The 18492-nt window shown below is 58.6% G+C and carries 18 protein-coding genes; 14 read left to right on the plus strand and 4 right to left on the minus strand.

The features are described from left to right. Positions 1 to 351: 351 nt before the first annotated feature. Entirely contained in the window at positions 352 to 2286 is a 1935-nt protein-coding gene (csrD, locus tag C3F38_RS25030) for an RNase E specificity factor CsrD (protein WP_038879736.1), read from the minus strand. Positions 2287 to 2490: 204 nt separating this feature from the next. On the opposite strand from csrD, the gene C3F38_RS25035 reads away from it, so the two are divergent. The 11 genes from C3F38_RS25035 (at position 2491) to fis (ending at position 12225) form a co-directional block, all read left to right on the plus strand. Beyond that, on the plus strand, positions 2491 to 3468 hold the full coding sequence (locus C3F38_RS25035; protein ID WP_038879739.1) for an MDR family oxidoreductase: 978 nt from the start codon (positions 2491 to 2493) through the stop codon (positions 3466 to 3468). Between the two features lie 154 nt (positions 3469 to 3622). Next, positions 3623 to 4624, plus strand: coding sequence for a protein-methionine-sulfoxide reductase catalytic subunit MsrP (gene msrP, locus C3F38_RS25040; protein WP_047729767.1), 1002 nt, complete (start codon positions 3623 to 3625; stop codon positions 4622 to 4624). Beyond that, a complete protein-coding gene (msrQ, locus tag C3F38_RS25045) occupies positions 4625 to 5224 on the plus strand; it encodes a protein-methionine-sulfoxide reductase heme-binding subunit MsrQ (protein ID WP_004936895.1) in 600 nt (199 codons plus the stop codon). Between the two features lie 287 nt (positions 5225 to 5511). Further along, entirely contained in the window at positions 5512 to 5964 is a 453-nt protein-coding gene (aroQ, locus tag C3F38_RS25050; protein ID WP_004936891.1) for a type II 3-dehydroquinate dehydratase, read from the plus strand. 32 nt (positions 5965 to 5996) lie between these two features. Continuing rightward, positions 5997 to 6464 (plus strand): acetyl-CoA carboxylase biotin carboxyl carrier protein, encoded by a 468-nt coding sequence (gene accB, locus C3F38_RS25055; RefSeq protein WP_038879746.1) that lies wholly within the window; start codon positions 5997 to 5999, stop codon positions 6462 to 6464. 12 nt (positions 6465 to 6476) lie between these two features. Then, positions 6477 to 7826, plus strand: a complete 1350-nt coding sequence (gene accC, locus C3F38_RS25060; protein ID WP_004936886.1) for an acetyl-CoA carboxylase biotin carboxylase subunit — start codon at positions 6477 to 6479, stop codon at positions 7824 to 7826. 152 nt (positions 7827 to 7978) lie between these two features. Continuing rightward, positions 7979 to 8221, plus strand: a complete 243-nt coding sequence (locus C3F38_RS25065; protein WP_038879749.1) for a YhdT family protein — start codon at positions 7979 to 7981, stop codon at positions 8219 to 8221. Continuing rightward, entirely contained in the window at positions 8211 to 9656 is a 1446-nt protein-coding gene (gene panF / locus C3F38_RS25070) for a sodium/pantothenate symporter (RefSeq protein ID WP_038879752.1), read from the plus strand. The genes C3F38_RS25065 and panF overlap by 11 nt, the downstream gene beginning before the upstream one ends. Before the next feature lie 11 nt (positions 9657 to 9667). Then, positions 9668 to 10549 carry a 50S ribosomal protein L11 methyltransferase gene (prmA, locus tag C3F38_RS25075; protein ID WP_033636181.1) on the plus strand — a complete coding sequence of 294 codons (882 nt, stop codon included), beginning with the start codon at positions 9668 to 9670 and terminating at the stop codon, positions 10547 to 10549. A 393-nt stretch (positions 10550 to 10942) separates the two neighbouring features. Beyond that, on the plus strand, positions 10943 to 11947 hold the full coding sequence (dusB, locus tag C3F38_RS25080; protein WP_004936856.1) for a tRNA dihydrouridine synthase DusB: 1005 nt from the start codon (positions 10943 to 10945) through the stop codon (positions 11945 to 11947). After that, positions 11929 to 12225, plus strand: coding sequence for a DNA-binding transcriptional regulator Fis (gene fis, locus C3F38_RS25085; protein WP_000462905.1), 297 nt, complete (start codon positions 11929 to 11931; stop codon positions 12223 to 12225). The genes dusB and fis overlap by 19 nt, the downstream gene beginning before the upstream one ends. A gap of 95 nt (positions 12226 to 12320) precedes the next feature. Here fis and C3F38_RS25090 read toward each other — a convergent pair whose 3' ends face one another. Together C3F38_RS25090 and C3F38_RS25095 are read right to left on the minus strand one after the other, a co-directional pair. Next, positions 12321 to 13526: an ISL3 family transposase gene (locus C3F38_RS25090; protein ID WP_104456929.1), complete on the minus strand. Its 1206-nt coding sequence runs from the start codon at positions 13524 to 13526 to the stop codon at positions 12321 to 12323. Between the two features lie 144 nt (positions 13527 to 13670). Then, positions 13671 to 14012 carry a hypothetical protein gene (locus tag C3F38_RS25095; RefSeq protein ID WP_016930249.1) on the minus strand — a complete coding sequence of 114 codons (342 nt, stop codon included), beginning with the start codon at positions 14010 to 14012 and terminating at the stop codon, positions 13671 to 13673. A 247-nt stretch (positions 14013 to 14259) separates the two neighbouring features. On the opposite strand from C3F38_RS25095, the gene lpxO reads away from it, so the two are divergent. The 3 genes from lpxO (at position 14260) to C3F38_RS25110 (ending at position 17198) form a co-directional block, all read left to right on the plus strand. Further along, the gene (gene lpxO / locus C3F38_RS25100) at positions 14260 to 15165 is read left to right on the plus strand and encodes a lipid A hydroxylase LpxO (protein ID WP_038879755.1); all 906 of its coding nucleotides are present in this window, start codon (positions 14260 to 14262) and stop codon (positions 15163 to 15165) included. Between the two features lie 297 nt (positions 15166 to 15462). After that, complete coding sequence (lpxP, locus tag C3F38_RS25105) at positions 15463 to 16383, plus strand: kdo(2)-lipid IV(A) palmitoleoyltransferase (protein ID WP_038879756.1); 921 nt, start codon at positions 15463 to 15465, stop codon at positions 16381 to 16383. A 119-nt stretch (positions 16384 to 16502) separates the two neighbouring features. Then, positions 16503 to 17198 (plus strand): CTP synthase, encoded by a 696-nt coding sequence (locus C3F38_RS25110; RefSeq protein WP_055313800.1) that lies wholly within the window; start codon positions 16503 to 16505, stop codon positions 17196 to 17198. Between the two features lie 10 nt (positions 17199 to 17208). Here the strand turns inward: C3F38_RS25110 and C3F38_RS25115 are convergent, their stop codons facing one another. After that, a complete protein-coding gene (locus C3F38_RS25115) occupies positions 17209 to 18414 on the minus strand; it encodes an ISL3 family transposase (RefSeq protein WP_104456930.1) in 1206 nt (401 codons plus the stop codon). Positions 18415 to 18492: the final 78 nt, after the last annotated feature.

The raw sequence follows: 18492 nt of genomic DNA on the forward strand, positions 1-18492 counted from the left end.
ACGAAGCAGCGACAAGGCGCAAAAACGTTCTACTTCGGTGAAAAATAGTCTGTATTGTTTCTGCTCGAATGCACGGAAATTGGATGAGGCCTGAATTCCCTGAACAAAGGCTCAGTTTACCACCCTGTCAACGCACGAAACGGCGTAACACAGCTCATAAAATCTAACATATTCCCTGATTGCCGCCGATGGTAAGCACCTACCAACGTCAACCAGATAAAAGCTGACAAGAGCCTATCTCAAATAGGCGTCGTTGTCGCAGGCAGATTGGAGAAAACTCCAAAATGACGGGTGACATGGCCCAGATGGATCCGGCGCTCATTCTACGTCAATTTTTGTCCGGCAATCAGCTTAAACACGATAACGACGTGAATATTTTTTACGCCCCACGTCGATCGGTTCCGGCGATGCGAAAAAGTCGCCCTGCCCGCCGTGGATACCACGCTCTTTCAGCGTCTGCCACTCGTTGCGCGTGCGTACGCTGGCGGCGAACACCTGCGCGTGCGTGCCCGCGCAGGCGCCCGTCAGGCTCTGCACGAACAGCTGATTTTCGTCCCGCTTATCGATACTCCGCACCAGCCCCGGGTGGAGCTTGACGATCTCCACCTGCAACGACTTGATATAGGACGTACTGACCACGGTTAAACCCGCTTTGGACACCGCGAGGCGGCAGCCCAGCCCTGACAGCAACTTCAGCACCGGACGCAAACGGTCGATATGTTGACACACATCTGCCTCCGCAAGTTCAATCAGAATTCGCCTACGCTGACTTTTTTCGCACTGTAACAGCGTATCGCGCAGCCAGCGCTGGAAAGAACGCTGCAAAATCGAGTCGACGCACAGAGGAAACGCCAGCGTTTCCTCAGGCCATTGCGCCAGCAAGGGGATGATGCGGCTCACCTGTTGGCGATCGTAACTCTCCGCCAACCCCAGCTGCTGCACCAGCGGCATATATTCCGCCGGCAGCAACTCCTGGGAGCCGTCATAAATCCGGCTCATGATCTCAAGATGGTGTACCTCGCCTGCCACGGTCACCGCCGGTTTCTGATACAGCCGCGGGCCGCCGCGCGCCAGTACCTGTTCCAGCAACGTGCGCCACTTGACGCTGCCGCGCCCCTTTTCCGGCACCTGGCTGTCGTACACATACCAGCCGTTCTCACCCTGCAGCGTCGCGTGGCGCGTCGCCTGCTCCGCGTAATCGATCACCTGCTCCGTGGTTTGCCCGCTGCGGTACGCCACGATGCCGATGTGCAGGAAGGCCTCACGATCGATCAGCGCCGTGGAAGGCAAGGCATCAATGGCGTTGACCAGCTGTGACGCGATGCCGTCGGCCTCCTTCAGGGTTCGATGCGGCAACAGCACGGTAAAATCGCTGTGGAAATAGCGCGCCAGCAGCGCCGAGGGGTAACGCATCACGAAGGTAGACAGCAGGTTGACCAGCGAATACATCAGCTCCTGTACCGCCACGCTACCGTGCGTGTCGCGCAGGGTCTCGAAATCGGGCAGCCGCACCATCATCACGATGCCGTGCGAACCTTCGTCTTCCAGCTGAGTGGTCAATTGATTATCGAAGAACAGGCGATTATTCAGCCCGGTTTTGGCGTCCTGCGCGGCGAAGGCGCGGATCAGCGTATCGACCCGGCTGCGCTCTTCCCGCGCTTCCGCCAGATCGGCCAGTAGGTGGTCGAGCGCGCCGCTGACGTTGGCCGGCCACTCACGCACGTCACCCTGCATGACGTTTTCACGCTCGCCGTTCAGAATGCGCCGCGCGCGGCGTTCCAGGCGATCTTCACCGTCGGCCTGCTCACGCAGCCAGCGTAGGCTGAACAGCAAAACCACCACCATGACGACGATCGACAGCGTGACGGCGGCGGTGGACTGCAACGTGCGCACGTCGCTGGCGAAGGGATCGAGGTAAGTGATGTACAGCGTGCTGCCCGGATGTTGCAACAGGGGGCGCGAGACCTGACGATAGCCGTTCAGCGCATCCCATGGCTCTTTTTTCAGCGTCGGCAATTTATAGTTGAGAAACTGGCTGGTGCCGGCCTCTACGCGGATCGACACGATGCCGAGCGGGCGCATGACGATCGGCAACCATTTCTCCTGATCGCGCGGCGATTCGTGCAACATGGCCTGATCGAGCGAGGTAACCAGCGAATCAAAGCGACGCTCCTGGCGATCCTGGGTAACGTAAAAGAAGCTGTATGAGCATCCCATCAGCATCAAAAACATCGCCAGCGCGACCAACAGAGTGATCAATGCAGAGAGTTTGGTGGTAAATCGCATCCCTGTGCCTTGTCCGCTATGGTTAAGTGAGTGTTCACCCTTTAGCTAAAAGGGGCCGTCCAACCCTAACAAGCCTTGCTGAAGAATTAAACCTGCAAGCGCCGTTTTTGTCCTTTATCAGGACTTGGGCCGCTTATTATGCATATAGTCAAATAAATGTGATTCAGCCATTGATAGAAAAGTGTAAACGAGAGGAAGAGTGACATGCGTGCACTGTTATTGGAACAACAAGACGACCAAACTCTGGCTCAAATCAAAGATATCGGCAGCGATCGGTTGCCGGAAGGCGATGTCACCGTCGATATCAACTGGTCCAGCCTAAATTATAAGGATGCGCTGGCGATCACCGGCAAAGGCAAGATCGTGCGCAACTTCCCGATGGTGCCGGGCATCGACTTCGCCGGCACCGTGCGCCACAGCCGCGACGATCGCTTCAAAGAGGGGCAAAGCGTGGTGCTCACCGGCTGGGGCGTGGGTGAACATCACTGGGGCGGCCTGGCCGAGCAGGCGCGCGTCTCGGGCGAATGGCTGGTACCGCTGCCGAACGGCCTGGATGAACGCAAGGCGATGATCATCGGCACCGCCGGCCTTACCGCCATGCTGTGCGTGATGGCGCTGGAGGAAGGCGGCGTGCACCCGGACGACGGCGATATTCTGGTTACCGGCGCCAGCGGCGGCGTGGGCAGCACCGCCATCGCCCTGCTGGCGGCGTTGGGCTATCGGGTGACCGCCATCAGCGGCCGCGACAGCAATACCGACTACCTGAAAGCGCTCGGCGCCAAAGAGGTGATGTCGCGCGATGGCTATATCGACACGCCGCGCCCGCTGGAGAAACAGCTGTGGGCCGGCGCGGTGGACACCGTCGGCGACAAACTGCTGGCGCGGGTGCTGGCGCAGATGAACTATAACGGCACCGTCGCCGCCTGCGGCCTGGCGGGCGGTTATCAGCTGCCGACCACCGTGATGCCGTTCATTCTGCGTAACGTGCGTCTGCAGGGCGTGGATTCGGTACATACGCCGCTGCACCGCCGCCAAACCGCCTGGGAACGGCTGGCCGGTATTCTGCCGGACAGCTTCTATCAGCAGGCCACGCATGAAATCACCCTCGAGCAGGCACCGGCCACCGCCGCCGCGCTGCTGAACAACCAAATCACCGGCCGCACCCTGGTGAAAATCCGCTGACCTTCTCCCCCGGCAACGGGGGTTCACCCGCTTCTGCGAAATTTCATATTTTTCCGCGTCCCCTCGCTTCCGGCCGGCTTTAGCGCCATGCTTATTTCATGGGGACCCGTTAGCCGCTCGCAGGCGGCGGGAATCAGTCGCGGAGAACATAAGCATGAACAAACACCCGAAATTGACCGAGGCCGACGTCACGCCGGAGAGCGTGTTCCACCAGCGGCGCAAAGTGCTGCAGGCGCTCGGCATCACCGCCGCTACGCTGGCGCTGCCTACCGGCGCACGGGCGGATCTGCTGTCGTGGTTCAAAGGCAACGATCGCCCCAAGGCGCCGCCGGGCAAAGCGCTGGAATTCAGCAAGCCGGCCGCCTGGCAGGCGCAGCTGGCAATGACGCCGGAAGACAAGGTCACCGGCTACAACAACTTCTATGAATTCGGCCTCGACAAAGCCGATCCGGCCGCCAACGCCGGCGGGCTGAAAACCGAAGGCTGGAAGGTGCGCATCGACGGCGAAGTGGCGAAGCCGATAACGCTGGATATCGACGATCTGATGAAGCGTTTCCCGCTGGAACAGCGCATTTACCGCATGCGCTGCGTCGAGGCCTGGTCGATGGTGGTGCCGTGGATCGGCTTCGAACTGGGCAAGCTTCTCAAGCTGGCCGAGCCGAACAGCAACGCGCGCTACGTGGCCTTCCAGACGCTGTACGATCCGGAGCAGATGCCCGGCCAGAAAGATCGCTTTATCGGTGGCGGCCTGAAGTACCCCTACGTCGAAGGGCTGCGGCTGGACGAGGCGATGCACCCGCTGGCGTTGCTGACCGTCGGCGTGTACGGCAAAACCCTGCCGCCGCAAAACGGCGCGCCGCTGCGGCTGATCACACCGTGGAAATACGGCTTCAAAGGCATCAAATCGATCGTGCATATCCGTTTGGTGCGCGATCAGCCGCCGACCACCTGGAACCAATCCGCGCCGAACGAGTACGGTTTTTACGCCAACGTGAACCCGCACGTCGATCATCCGCGCTGGTCGCAGGCCACCGAGCGCTTCATCGGCTCCGGCGGCATTCTCGACGTCAAACGCCAACCGACGCTGCTGTTCAACGGCTATGCCGATCAGGTGGCGTCGCTGTATCGCGGCATGGATCTGCGGGAGAATTTCTAAGTGCGCCTGACGCCTGTTCATATCAAATGGCTGAAAGCCGCCCTGCATCTGGCGGCGTTTTTGCCCTTTCTGTGGTTGGTGCTGGCGGTAGATCAGGGCTGGTTCAGCGCCGATCCGTCCAAGGACATTCAACATTTTACCGGCAGGATGACGCTGAAACTGCTGCTGGCCACGCTGATGATCGCCCCGCTGGCGCGCTACGCCCGCCAGCCGCTGCTGATCCGCTGCCGCCGTCTGGTGGGGCTGTGGTGCTTTGCCTGGGGCACGCTGCACCTGATAAGCTACTCCACGCTGGAGCTGGGGCTGAGCAACCTCGGCCTGCTGGGCAGCGAGCTGGTGAACCGACCCTATCTGACGCTCGGCATCCTTACCTGGCTGATCCTGCTGGCGCTGGCGGCCACCTCAACGCTGTGGGCGATGCGCAAACTGGGCGCCAAATGGCAAACGTTGCACAACTTCGTCTATCTGGCGGCGATCCTCGCCCCCATCCACTACCTGTGGTCGGTCAAAACGTTTTCCCCCCAGCCGTTCATCTACGCGCTGCTGGCGGTGGCGCTGTTGGGCCTGCGTTACAAGAAATTCCGCGCCTGGTGGCGCTGAATCACGCGGCGGCGCGCGTTATTGTCGTTGAAAAACACGCGCCGCCGGCCGGAACTTTTTCTGTGTTCCAGCGCTCATATTCCTGTCACGGATCCCCGAGTTCGTCGATTTGGGGTTGAATATCTTCGCTGATAAGACCAGTATTTAGCTGCGAATTGCTACGATATCGTTATAATGCCCGACCTTGTTTCTGTTCTCAGGGTGAATTGGCCCCTTAACAGGTGACAAATCGATAACATCGGGTTATTTTCTACGATGATGGTTTTATTGCCGGAGATACCAGCACAATGGCGGATAAGTTTCACATTTTGCTTCTGAACGGCCCCAATCTCAATCTGCTGGGGACGCGTGAGCCGGAGAAGTACGGCAGCACGACGCTGACAGAGATTGTTAACGGATTGGAAAACCAGGCATCCGCATTGGATATTACCCTGAGCCATCTGCAATCCAACGCCGAGCATCAGCTGATCGATCGCATTCATCAGGCGCGCGGCAACACCGATTTCATTCTGATAAACCCGGCGGCGTTCACGCATACCAGCGTGGCGCTGCGCGATGCGTTGCTGGCGGTGCAGATCCCGTTCATCGAGATCCACCTGTCCAACGTGCACGCCCGCGAACCTTTCCGCCATCACTCCTATCTCTCAGACGTGGCGGTAGGCGTGATTTGCGGCCTCGGCGCGGATGGCTACGCTTTCGCTTTACAGGCAGCGGTTAACCGTCTGTCGAAAACCCACTAATTGCTCCACAAAAAGAGTACGGAATCACACTCATGGATATTCGTAAAATCAAGAAACTGATCGAACTGGTTGAAGAATCAGGCATTTCTGAACTGGAAATCTCTGAAGGCGAAGAATCGGTTCGCATCAGCCGTGCCGCACCGGCGCAGGCTTACCCTGTCATGCAACAGGCCTATGCGATGCCGGCACAGCAGCAGCCGGCCCTGGCTGCCGCCGTTGCTACCGCACCTGCGGCAGAAACCCCGGCGGCACCGGCGGCCATGAGTGGCCACGTCGTTCGTTCGCCAATGGTAGGCACCTTCTACCGCACCCCAAGCCCGGACGCGAAAGCCTTCGTGGAAGTGGGCCAGAAAGTGAACGCCGGTGATACCCTGTGCATCGTTGAAGCCATGAAAATGATGAACCAGATCGAAGCGGACAAGTCCGGCGTCGTGAAGGCCATCCTGGTGGAAAACGGCCAGCCGGTCGAATATGACGAGCCGCTGGTCGTCATCGAATAACGAGGCGCCCCCATGCTTGATAAAATTGTTATCGCCAACCGCGGCGAGATCGCGCTTCGCATCCTGCGTGCCTGTAAAGAACTGGGCATCAAGACCGTTGCGGTTCACTCCGCGGCCGACCGCGATCTGAAACACGTGCTGCTGGCCGACGAGACCGTCTGCATCGGTCCTGCGCCATCGGTAAAAAGCTACCTGAACATCCCGGCCATCATTTCGGCGGCGGAAATCACCGGCGCCGTGGCGATCCACCCGGGCTACGGCTTCCTGTCCGAGAACGCCGACTTCGCCGAGCAGGTTGAACGCTCCGGCTTCATCTTCATCGGCCCGAAAGCCGAAACCATCCGCCTGATGGGCGACAAGGTTTCCGCGATCAACGCCATGAAGAAAGCCGGCGTGCCTTGCGTACCTGGCTCAGACGGCCCGCTGACCGACGACATGGATAAAAACCGTGCCTTCGCCAAGCGCATCGGTTATCCGGTGATCATCAAGGCGTCCGGCGGCGGCGGCGGTCGCGGCATGCGCGTCGTGCGCAGCGACAAAGACCTTGAGCAGTCCATCAACATGACGAAAGCGGAAGCCAAAGCGGCTTTCAACAACGACATGGTGTACATGGAAAAATACCTGGAGAATCCGCGCCACATCGAGATTCAGGTATTGGCCGACGGCCAGGGCAACGCCATCTATCTGGCCGAGCGCGACTGCTCCATGCAGCGCCGCCACCAGAAAGTGGTCGAAGAAGCGCCGGCACCGGGCATCACCAGCGAAATGCGCCGTTACATCGGCGAGCGCTGCTCGAAAGCCTGCGTGGAAATCGGCTACCGCGGTGCGGGTACCTTCGAGTTCCTGTATGAAAACGGCGAGTTCTATTTCATCGAAATGAACACCCGTATTCAGGTAGAGCACCCGGTTACCGAAATGATCACCGGCGTGGACCTGATCAAAGAGCAGCTGCGCATCGCTGCCGGTCAACCACTGTCGATCAAACAGGAAGAAGTGAAGATCCACGGCCACGCGGTAGAATGCCGTATCAACGCCGAAGATCCGAACACCTTCCTGCCAAGCCCGGGCAAGATCACCCGCTTCCACGCGCCAGGCGGTTTCGGCGTGCGTTGGGAATCTCATATCTACGCCGGTTATACCGTACCGCCGTACTATGACTCCATGATCGGCAAACTGATCACCTTCGGCGAAAACCGTGACGTGGCGATTGCCCGCATGAAGAACGCCCTGGCTGAACTGATCATCGACGGCATCAAAACCAACGTTGAGCTGCAGCAGAAGATCATGAACGACGAAAACTTCCAGCACGGTGGCACCAATATCCACTATCTGGAGAAGAAGCTGGGTCTGCAGGAAACCTAAGGCAGCCACGCAGCATCGTCTGACGAAAGGCCGGTTAATCACCGGCCTTTTTCTTTGGCGTTGCCGCCAGTAACGGCTTGGCAAAACGCCGTCATGCCGTAAAATTCCCTACCTTTGATGAATCCATCACCGTAAACCTATGGGAGACACGGATGGACAAACGTTTTATCCAGGCGCACCGCGAAGCGCGTTGGGCGCTGGGGCTGACGCTGCTCTACCTGCTGACCTGGGGGCTGGCGGCCTACCTGCCGGACAGCGCTATCGGCGTCACCGGCCTGCCGCACTGGTTCGAAATGGCCTGCCTGCTGGTGCCGCTGCTGTTCATCGGCCTGTGCTGGCTGATGGTGCGCACGGTGTTCCACGACATTTCGCTGGAGGACCGCGATGCAAACTGAAGTGATCCTGCCGCTGGTCGCCTACCTGCTGCTGGTGTTCGGCCTGTCGGTGTACGCCTACAGCCGCCGCCAGAGCGGGAATTTTCTCAGCGAATACTTCCTCGGCAACCGTTCGATGGGCGGCTTTGTGCTGGCGATGACCCTGACCGCCACCTACATCAGCGCCAGTTCGTTTATCGGCGGCCCCGGCGCCGCCTACAAATATGGCCTGGGCTGGGTGCTGCTGGCGATGATTCAGCTGCCGGCGGTGTGGCTGTCGCTCGGGGTGCTGGGCAAGAAATTCGCCATCCTGGCGCGGCGCTACAACGCCATCACCCTCAATGACATGCTGTATGGCCGCTACCAAAGCCGCCTGCTGGTGTGGCTGGCCAGCCTCAGCCTGCTGGTGGCGTTTCTCGGCGCCATGACGGTGCAGTTTATCGGCGGCGCCCGCCTGCTGGAGACCGCCGCCGGCATTCCTTACGACACCGGCCTGCTGATCTTCGGCATCAGCATCGCGCTGTACACCGCCTTCGGCGGCTTCCGCGCCAGCGTGCTGAACGACGCGATGCAGGGGCTGGTGATGCTGCTCGGCACCGTACTGCTGCTGGTGGCGGTGATCCACGCCGCCGGCGGACTGGACAGCGCGGTGCACAAGCTGCAGCAGATCGATCCGGCGCTGGTGTCGCCGCAGGGCGGCGATCAGATCCTCAGCCTGCCGTTTATGGCGTCGTTCTGGATCCTGGTGTGCTTCGGGGTGATCGGCCTGCCGCACACCGCCGTGCGCTGTATTTCCTACAAGGACAGCAAGGCTGTGCATCGCGGCATTCTGCTCGGCACCGTGGTGGTGGCGGTGCTGATGTTCGGCATGCACCTGGCCGGCGCACTCGGCCGCGCGGTGTTGCCGGATCTCAAGATCCCCGATCAGGTGATCCCGACGCTGATGATCACCGTGCTGCCGCCGTACGCCGCCGGGATCTTTTTGGCGGCGCCGATGGCGGCGATCATGTCGACCATCAACGCCCAGCTGCTGCAATCCTCCGCCACCATCATCAAGGATCTCTACCTGGGCGTGCGGCCGCAGCAGATCCACAACGAGCGGTTGATCAAGCGCTTCTCCAGCCTGACCACGCTGATCCTTGGCCTGCTGGTGCTGCTGGCGGCCTGGCGGCCGCCGGAGATGATCATCTGGCTCAACCTGCTGGCTTTCGGTGGGCTGGAGGCGGTGTTCCTGTGGCCGTTGGTGCTGGGCCTGTATTGGGAACGCGCCAATGCTCAGGGAGCGCTTAGCTCAATGGTGTCGGGTGCGGTATGCTATACGCTATTGGCCAGCTTCAACCTGCAGCCGGCGGGGCTGCACCCTATCGTGCCTTCGCTGTTGCTCAGCCTGTTGGCGTTTTATCTCGGTAACGTCGTCGGCGAAAAGCGCCGGGCGGCGTCATCATTACCCTCTTGAAGAGAATTGCTATGCCTTGGATCCAACTCAAACTGAACACCACCGGCAGCCAGGCGGAAGACCTGAGCGACGCGCTGGTGGAAAGCGGCGCCGTGTCGGTGACCTTCCAGGACACCCACGACAACCCGGTGTTCGAACCCTTGCCGGGTGAAACCCTGCTGTGGGGCGATACCGACGTGATCGGTCTGTACGACGCGGAAACCGATATGGCCGAGGTGGTGGCGATGCTGGAACAGCACCCGCTGCTGGGCGCCGGTTTCCGTCACAAGATAGAACAGCTGGAAGACAAGGACTGGGAGCGCGAGTGGATGGACAACTTCCACCCGATGCGCTTCGGCGAGCGCTTGTGGATCTGCCCGAGCTGGCGTGACGTGCCGGATCCCGACGCAGTCAACGTGATGCTCGATCCGGGCCTGGCATTCGGCACCGGTACCCACCCGACCACGGCGCTGTGCCTGCAGTGGCTGGACGGCCTCGATCTGGCCGGCAAAACCGTTATCGACTTCGGTTGCGGTTCCGGCATCCTGGCAATCGCCGCCCTGAAGCTGGGTGCAGCGCGCGCTATCGGCATCGATATCGATCCCCAGGCCATTCAGGCCAGCCGCGACAACGCGCAGCGTAACGGCGTTTCAGAGCGTCTGGAGCTGTATCTGCCGAAAGACCAGCCGGCAGACCTGCTGGCTGACGTGGTGGTCGCCAACATCCTCGCCGGCCCGCTGCGCGAGCTGGCGCCGCTGATCGGTTGCCTGCCGAAGGCCGGTGGTCATCTGGGGCTGTCCGGCGTGCTGGCCAGCCAGGCCAGCAGCGTTGCGCAAGCCTACGAAGAGAAGTTCACGCTCGACCCGGTCGCCGAGCGTGAAGAGTGGTGTCGCATCACCGGCCGCCGCAAGTAAGCGTCACGGTCTATTGCCCCCTCATCCACCGGCCCTGCGCCGGTGGATTTTTTTTGCCTGGCGATCGGCCTGCGGGCGAGACAAAATTTTATGCAATTTTTCGCCGCTCAACGACGGATCGCCCTGACAATGCGCCTTCCAGACAGGCTATCTCGGCAAAAAACGCGGGTGAATGCAGATAATATTCTGCGCAAAGGCGAATATTTTGCCGCACACAAAATAAGCACTTTTCGTCAACTTATTGTAAAATATATATAATATTTTTATGAATCACCGCGTAGCGCATTTTTCGTCCTAATATCGGGCCAATTGGTTAAAGTTTGGCCTTTCATCTCGGCGCAAAAATGCGTAATATACGCGCCCTTGCGGACACAGTATGGTCACTCTTTGTCTATGCGCATTGGACACCACCAGCTTACTAATTGCCTGATTGCGGCCCCGATGGCCGGTATTACAGATCGCCCGTTCAGAACCCTCTGTCATGCAATGGGTGCTGGGATGGCTGTATCCGAAATGCTCTCCTCCAACCCGGAGGTGTGGCGGACGGATAAGTCGCGTCTGCGTATGGTGCATAGCGATGAACCAGGGATCCGCTCCGTGCAGATTGCCGGATGCGATCCTGATGATATGGCCGCCGCCGCGCGTATCAACGTGGCCAGCGGCGCGCAGATCATCGACATCAATATGGGATGCCCTGCCAAAAAAGTGAACCGGAAGCTTGCCGGGTCCGCCTTGTTGCAGTACCCGGATCTGGTAAAACGGATCCTCCACGCGGTGGTTGACGCGGTGGATGTGCCGGTAACGCTGAAGATTCGCACCGGCTGGGCGCCAGAGCATCGTAACTGTGTAGAGATTGCCCAACTGGCCGAAGACTGTGGTATTCAGGCCCTGACGATTCACGGCCGAACCCGCGCCTGTCTGTTTAACGGCGACGCGGAATACGACAGCATTCGGGCAGTTAAGCAGAGTGTTTCCATTCCGATTATCGCGAATGGGGATATTACTGACCCGCATAAAGCCAGAGCAGTGCTCGACTACACCGGGGCCGACGCCCTGATGATAGGCCGCGCTGCTCAGGGGAGACCCTGGATCTTCCGGGAAATCCAGCATTATCTGGACACTGGAGAGCTGCTGCCGCCGCTGCCGCTTGGCGAGGTGAAGCGCTTGTTGATTGGGCACATTCGGGAATTGCACGGCTTCTATGGCCAAGGCAAGGGATTCCGGATTGCTCGTAAGCACGTGTCCTGGTATCTCCAGGAACACGCTCCGAATGACCAGTTTCGGCGCACATTCAACGCCATAGAGGATGCCAGCGAACAGCTGGAGGCGTTGGAGGCATATTTCGAAAATCTTAGCGTAAAAAAAGAGCTGACAGAACTATGTTCGAACAACGCGTAAATTCTGACGTACTGACCGTTTCTACCGTTAACTCACAAGATCAGGTGACTCAAAAACCTCTGCGTGACTCGGTTAAACAAGCACTGAAGAACTATTTTGCTCAACTGAACGGTCAAGACGTAAATGACCTGTATGAGCTGGTACTGGCTGAAGTTGAACAGCCACTGTTGGACATGGTGATGCAATACACCCGTGGCAACCAGACCCGCGCAGCCCTGATGATGGGCATCAACCGCGGCACGCTGCGTAAGAAGCTGAAAAAATACGGCATGAACTGATACTAGTCAGTTAACGTGTTGAAAAGGCGCAACCTTGCAAGAGGCGGCGCCTTTTTCTTTTGGGGCATACCCGGTTTGCGGGCAATAAAAAAGGTTCATCGCGCTTTACCGGGGAACGCTGCTTTGATTTTCAGGAAGAAGTAAGCGTTATCCCGGTATCCATAGGCCATCCGCTTCATCACTTTTATCTTATTGTTCATCCCTTCCAGCACGCTGGTATTCAACCTGTGTCTGGCACTCGCGATGATGCCACCGGCATACCCTTTCAGTTTCTCGGCGAAGTGTTGCAACGCCTTGATTCCGCTTTCCTGAGACTGCCTGTACCAGCTTGTCCAGCGTCTCTGCGCCTCTTGTTCACTCGGGGCGTACCACAGTTCTTTCAGCGTCGTTTTCATCAGCCATACCACATTCAGCGGCTGATTCGCCTCCAGCAACTCCGTGAGCTTTACCTCATGCCCTTCGGGCAGGTTTTCGGGGTTGCGCAGCAGCAGCCAGCGGCTGCGTTTGATGACCTGACGCGATTTTGGGTTATCACGGAGTTGATTGGCCTGGTCGACGCGGACCCGGTCGATAACCTCCCGGCCATACTTTGCCACCACATGGAACAAGTCATAGACCACTTCCGCCTGCGGGCAGTGATGCCTGACCTCCAGGTCTAACGCCGTATTCATATCCATGGCGACAGACTGGATAGCGGCACAGCCTTCAGCGCCCAGCCAGACGAAGAAGGGGCGGAAGGCCGCTCTGCTGCGGCCTTCGCCCACCCACAACACCTGTTGCGTATCCGCATCCATCACCACGGTGGCATAGCGATGTCCTTTGAACAGGGCGAACTCATCCATCACCAGACGGCGGAGGGTATGGCGCTGCGGCTCTGTCCGTTCCCGCAGCAGACGCCGGTAGTCGATATTCTTGACCGTATGCCAGTGCAGGCCGGTGAGTTGTGCAACGTGCTTAATCGGCAGTAAACGGACCAGTGACTCAACCCATACGGATAGCGTCGTGGTATATCTCTGGCGTTCAGGCAACCAGCTGATTTTTTCGGTGGTGACCCCGCAATGGGGGCAACACAGGCGCCGGACGGGGACGTTGAGCCAGACGACCCAATCGAGCAGCTGGCGTTCACGCACTCGGCGGAAGGAAACATCATGCACAACAGGCACCCGCCGCTCACAACGACGACAACAGGGCATGACGGCAGCGTCAGGCTGGAGCTGGATAAGCAGGGAGTTGGCAGAAGGATGCGAGAAGGAATTGACGACAAAGCCTTCCCAGAACAGGGAGCAAAGGTTAGCATTCATAGTGACGGCAGTTTTGAAGGTTTAGGGTGTGTTTTGGCGAATACAAACCTAAACGTTCTGACTGCCGTTTTCTATTGGTTCACGCTAAAGCGCGATGAACCATAAAAAAGGCCGCAGCGCGGCCCTTGGGGTAAAGCGGAGACCTTATTCGGTCGCTTTGTTCTTGAGACTTTCCGCCCCTTGCTTGGTCTTATCCCAAGCCTTCTCCGTACCCTGTTTGGTGGAGTGCCAGGCCTTTTGCGAGCCCTCGCTCACTTTGCTGCCGACGCTGTCGCTCTTGCCTTCGGCGGCGTGCTTGGCTTTCAGCTTCAGCTCTTCACCCTTGTCCTGAGACTGGTGCAGCTTTTCTTTGGCGGTATCCGCCCCTTTGTGCGCTTCGGCAACGACCTCGTTGCTGGCGTGAGCGGCGGTGTCGGTCGCGGTCTCAGCGGCGAACACCGGGGAAGCGAGCAGCAGTGCAGACAAGGCAATGATTGATTTCTTCATAAGTCCCTCTTTTCTCAGATACGTGCCATTCGTCATGAAACAAGATGGCATGAAACGCCCCTTGAACGATTTAAGAATAGGACTAAAACCAAAAAAATCGACATAAAATTTTATTAAAAATAAATTTCTCATTCTTTTATGCCGTTCGAGAGAATCTTGGTCAAAAAGCACGAAAACGTTAAATTTTTCCTGTCACAAAACTATAATTTGTATGAATTTTTAACAAGCATTAGCAGGGATGGATTCTATGGTTGCCGCGATCATTATCGGCATTTTCATCGTCAGCTTCCTCTACGCGCACTCCCGCGGCAAAGAGAAACAAAAGGTTACCCGCCAACTGTTCGATCACTCCACCTTTATGGGGCCGATCAACATGTTTATGACCGGCTTCTCCCGTTTGCCCGCCAAACAGCCCTATTTCGACGAAAAAGGCTTCCCGGAGCTGCAGACGCTGACCGACAACTGGCAGGTGATCCGCGAAGAAGCGGTGCGCCTGCAGGATCACATCAAAAAAGCGCAGTCGCACAACGATGCCGGCTTCAACACCTTCTTCAAACGCGGCTGGAAGCGTTTCTATCTGAAATGGTACAGCGACAGTCACCCTTCGGCGCAGACGCTGTGCCCGAAAACCGTCGAGCTGCTCAACCGCATCCCGTCGGTCAAGGCGGCGATGTTCGCCGAGCTGCCGCCCGGCAGCCATTTGGGTAAACACCGCGATCCTTACGCCGGCTCGGTGCGCTATCACCTGGGGCTGATGACCCCCAATGACGATCGCTGCTTCATCGAAGTGGACGGCGAGCCCCACAGCTGGCGCGACGGCGAGGCGGTGATCTTCGACGAAACCTACGTGCACTGGGCGCAGAACGCCACCGACCAGACGCGCATCATTCTGTTTTGCGACGTCGAACGGCCGATGAAGTGGCGCTGGGCGCAGGCGGTCAACCACTGGGTCGGTTCAACGCTGATGTCGGCGGCCAGCTCGCCGAACGACGATCAGGACCGCACCGGCGGCATCAACCGCATTTTCAAATACGTCAACGCGGTGCGCGATGCCGGTCAGCGTCTGAAAGCGCGTAACCGCCGCGGTTACTACCTGCTGAAATGGCTGGTGATCGCTGCAATCTTCGCCGCGATTATCATTCCCAGCCTATAAAACGCGCCAATCTTCAACTTAGGGGCAACGCGAATGAGAATATTCGCATGCCCCTCTTCCGCCACACCCCGTACCCTGTGCTAGCATATGCATTCCTAGAGCCGCCTCCGCTGGCCAACAGCTATCCCTCCGAAGCCTGATAGCAGCGCAAACCGCCCTTCGAATGTAAATGTTTAGTCAATTATGGAATTCTGACTAAACCCTGGCCTTCCCCGGGTGTCTGAGTAGTCGTATCGCTATCGAGTGGATCCTTTATGCGCTACAGGTTGCTACCCCCTAACGCATAAACGAGCTGCTATGAAACGCCAAAAGAGATTTCAACTTTCCTTGCTGCACCCGCGCTACTGGCTGACCTGGTTCGGTCTGGCCTTGTTGTTCCTGCTGGTGCAACTCCCCTACCCGCTGCTTAACCGCCTTGGCGTATGGATGGGACGCACCTCGATGCGTTTTCTCAAGCGCCGCGTCACCATCACCCGTCGCAACCTCGAGCTGTGCTTCCCCGAGATGGACGAAGCGCAGCGCGAGCGTAAGGTGGTAGGCAACTTCGAGTCCCTCGGCATGGGCCTGTTGGAAACCGGCATGGCCTGGTTCTGGTCGGATAAACGCGTCAAGCGCTGGTTCAACGTCTCCGGCATCAACCACCTCAAAATGGCGCAGCGCGACGATCGCGGCGTGCTGGTGATCGGCGTGCACTTCATGTCGCTGGAGCTGGGCGGCCGGGCTATGGGCCTGTGCCAGCCGATGATGGCAATGTACCGCCCGCACAACAATAAAGCGATGGAGTGGGCCCAGACCAAGGGCCGCATGCGCTCCAACAAGGCAATGATCGATCGCAAGGATCTGCGCGGCATGGTGCACGCACTCAAGCGCGGCGAGGCGGTGTGGTTCGCGCCGGATCAGGACTACGGCCCGCGCGGCAGCGTATTCGCGCCGCTGTTCGCCGTCGATCAGGCCGCCACCACCAGCGGCACCTTCATGCTGGCGCGTATGGCCAACCCGGCGCTGGTGCCGGTGGTGCTGATCCGCCGCGAACGCGGCCGCGGCTACGACCTGCTGATCCAGCCGGCCCTGGAAGACTACCCGCTCAGAGACGAACAGGCGGCGGCGGCTTACATGAACAAAGTGATCGAGAAAGAGATCATGCGGGCACCGGAGCAATACATGTGGCTGCACCGCCGCTTCAAAACTCGGCCGGTCGGCGCGCCCTCGCTGTACTAACCCTCTTTTTTTTCAGCCCGGCCGACGCCGGGCTTTTTTTTGCGCCACGTTTAAAAAGCGGCGGCTCGACACTCTACTTTCCTGTAATCTCCTTTTTTACCCGCACAGGAAAGGAAATGATGAAAGCTCAGGTTCGCATTGCTCTGGTCGGTGATTACAACCCGCAAGCCGTGGCCCATCAGGCCATCCCCGTGGCGCTCCGGCTCGCCGCCGCCCATCTCGACATCGACGTGCAGCCCCAGTGGCTACCGACCGAAACCTTGACCTCCCCCAACATCCTGCAAGATTTCGATGCCATCTGGGTGGTGCCGGGCAGTCCGTATCGTTACGACGACGGCGCCTTTATGGCGATCCGTCACGCGCGGGAAAACAACGTGCCGTTCCTCGGTTCCTGCGGCGGCTTTCAGTACGCCATCATCGAGTACGCCCGCAACGTGATGGGCTGGCACGACGCCGGTCATGCGGAAACCGACAGCGGTGGCCGGCTGGTGATCGCTCCGCTTAGCTGCTCGCTGGTGGAAAAAACCGGCGACATCGTTTTCCAGCCTGACACCCGCGTCGCACGGGCCTACGGCAGCCTGAACACCCATGAAGGCTACCACTGCAACTTCGGCGTCAATCCGGAATTCGTCGTCGATCTGCAACGCTTCCCGCTGATCATCAGCGGCTACGACAGCGAAGGCGACGTGCGCGCCATCGAACTGCCGGCTCACCGTTTTTACGTCGCTACGCTGTTCCAGTCGGAACGCGCCGCGCTGCGCGGCGAGCTATCGCCGCTGGTGGTCGAGCTCGTCAAAACCGCCGCCAACGGGTAAAAAAAAAGGTTCATCGCGCTTTACCGGGGAACGCTGCTTTGATTTTCAGGAAGAAGTAAGCGTTATCCCGGTATCCATAGGCCATCCGCTTCATCACTTTTATCTTATTGTTCATCCCTTCCAGCACGCTGGTATTCAACCTGTGTCTGGCACTCGCGATGATGCCACCGGCATACCCTTTCAGTTTCTCGGCGAAGTGTTGCAACGCCTTGATTCCGCTTTCCTGAGACTGCCTGTACCAGCTTGTCCAGCGTCTCTGCGCCTCTTGTTCACTCGGGGCGTACCACAGTTCTTTCAGCGTCGTTTTCATCAGCCATACCACATTCAGCGGCTGATTCACCTCCAGCAACTCCGTGAGCTTTACCTCATGCCCTTCGGGCAGGTTTTCGGGGTTGCGCAGCAGCAGCCAGCGGCTGCGTTTGATGACCTGACGCGATTTTGGGTTATCACGGAGTTGATTGGCCTGGTCGACGCGGACCCGGTCGATAACCTCCCGGCCATACTTTGCCACCACATGGAACAAGTCATAGACCACTTCCGCCTGCGGGCAGTGATGCCTGACCTCCAGGTCTAACGCCGTATTCATATCCATGGCGACAGACTGGATAGCGGCACAGCCTTCAGCGCCCAGCCAGACGAAGAAGGGGCGGAAGGCCGCTCTGCTGCGGCCTTCGCCCACCCACAACACCTGTTGCGTATCCGCATCCATCACCACGGTGGCATAACGATGTCCTTTGAACAGGGCGAACTCATCCATCACCAGACGGCGGAGGGTATGGCGCTGCGGCTCTGTCCGTTCCCGCAGCAGACGCCGGTAGTCGATATTCTTGACCGTATGCCAGTGCAGGCCGGTGAGTTGTGCAACGTGCTTAATCGGCAGTAAACGGGTCAATGACTCAACCCATACGGATAGCGTCGTGGTATATCTCTGGCGTTCAGGCAACCAGCTGATTTTTTCGGTGGTGACCCCGCAATGGGGGCAACACAGGCGCCGGACGGGGACGTTGAGCCAGACGACCCAATCGAGCAGCTGGCGTTCACGCACTCGGCGGAAGGAAACATCATGCACAACAGGCACCCGCCGCTCACAACGCCGACAACAGGGCATGACGGCAGCGTCAGGCTGGAGCTGGATAAGCAAGGAGTTGGCAGAAGGATGCGAGAAGGAATTGACGATAAAGCCTTCCCAGAACAGGGAGCAAAGGTTAGCATTCATAGTGACGGCAGTTTTGAAGGTTTAGGGTGTGTTTTGGCGAATACAAACCTAAACGTTCTGACTGCCGTTTTCTATTGG

Origin of the sequence: Serratia sp. SSNIH1 (assembly GCF_002935055.1) — a bacterium.
In the GTDB taxonomy this organism is placed as follows: Bacteria; Pseudomonadota; Gammaproteobacteria; order Enterobacterales; family Enterobacteriaceae; genus Serratia; species Serratia nevei.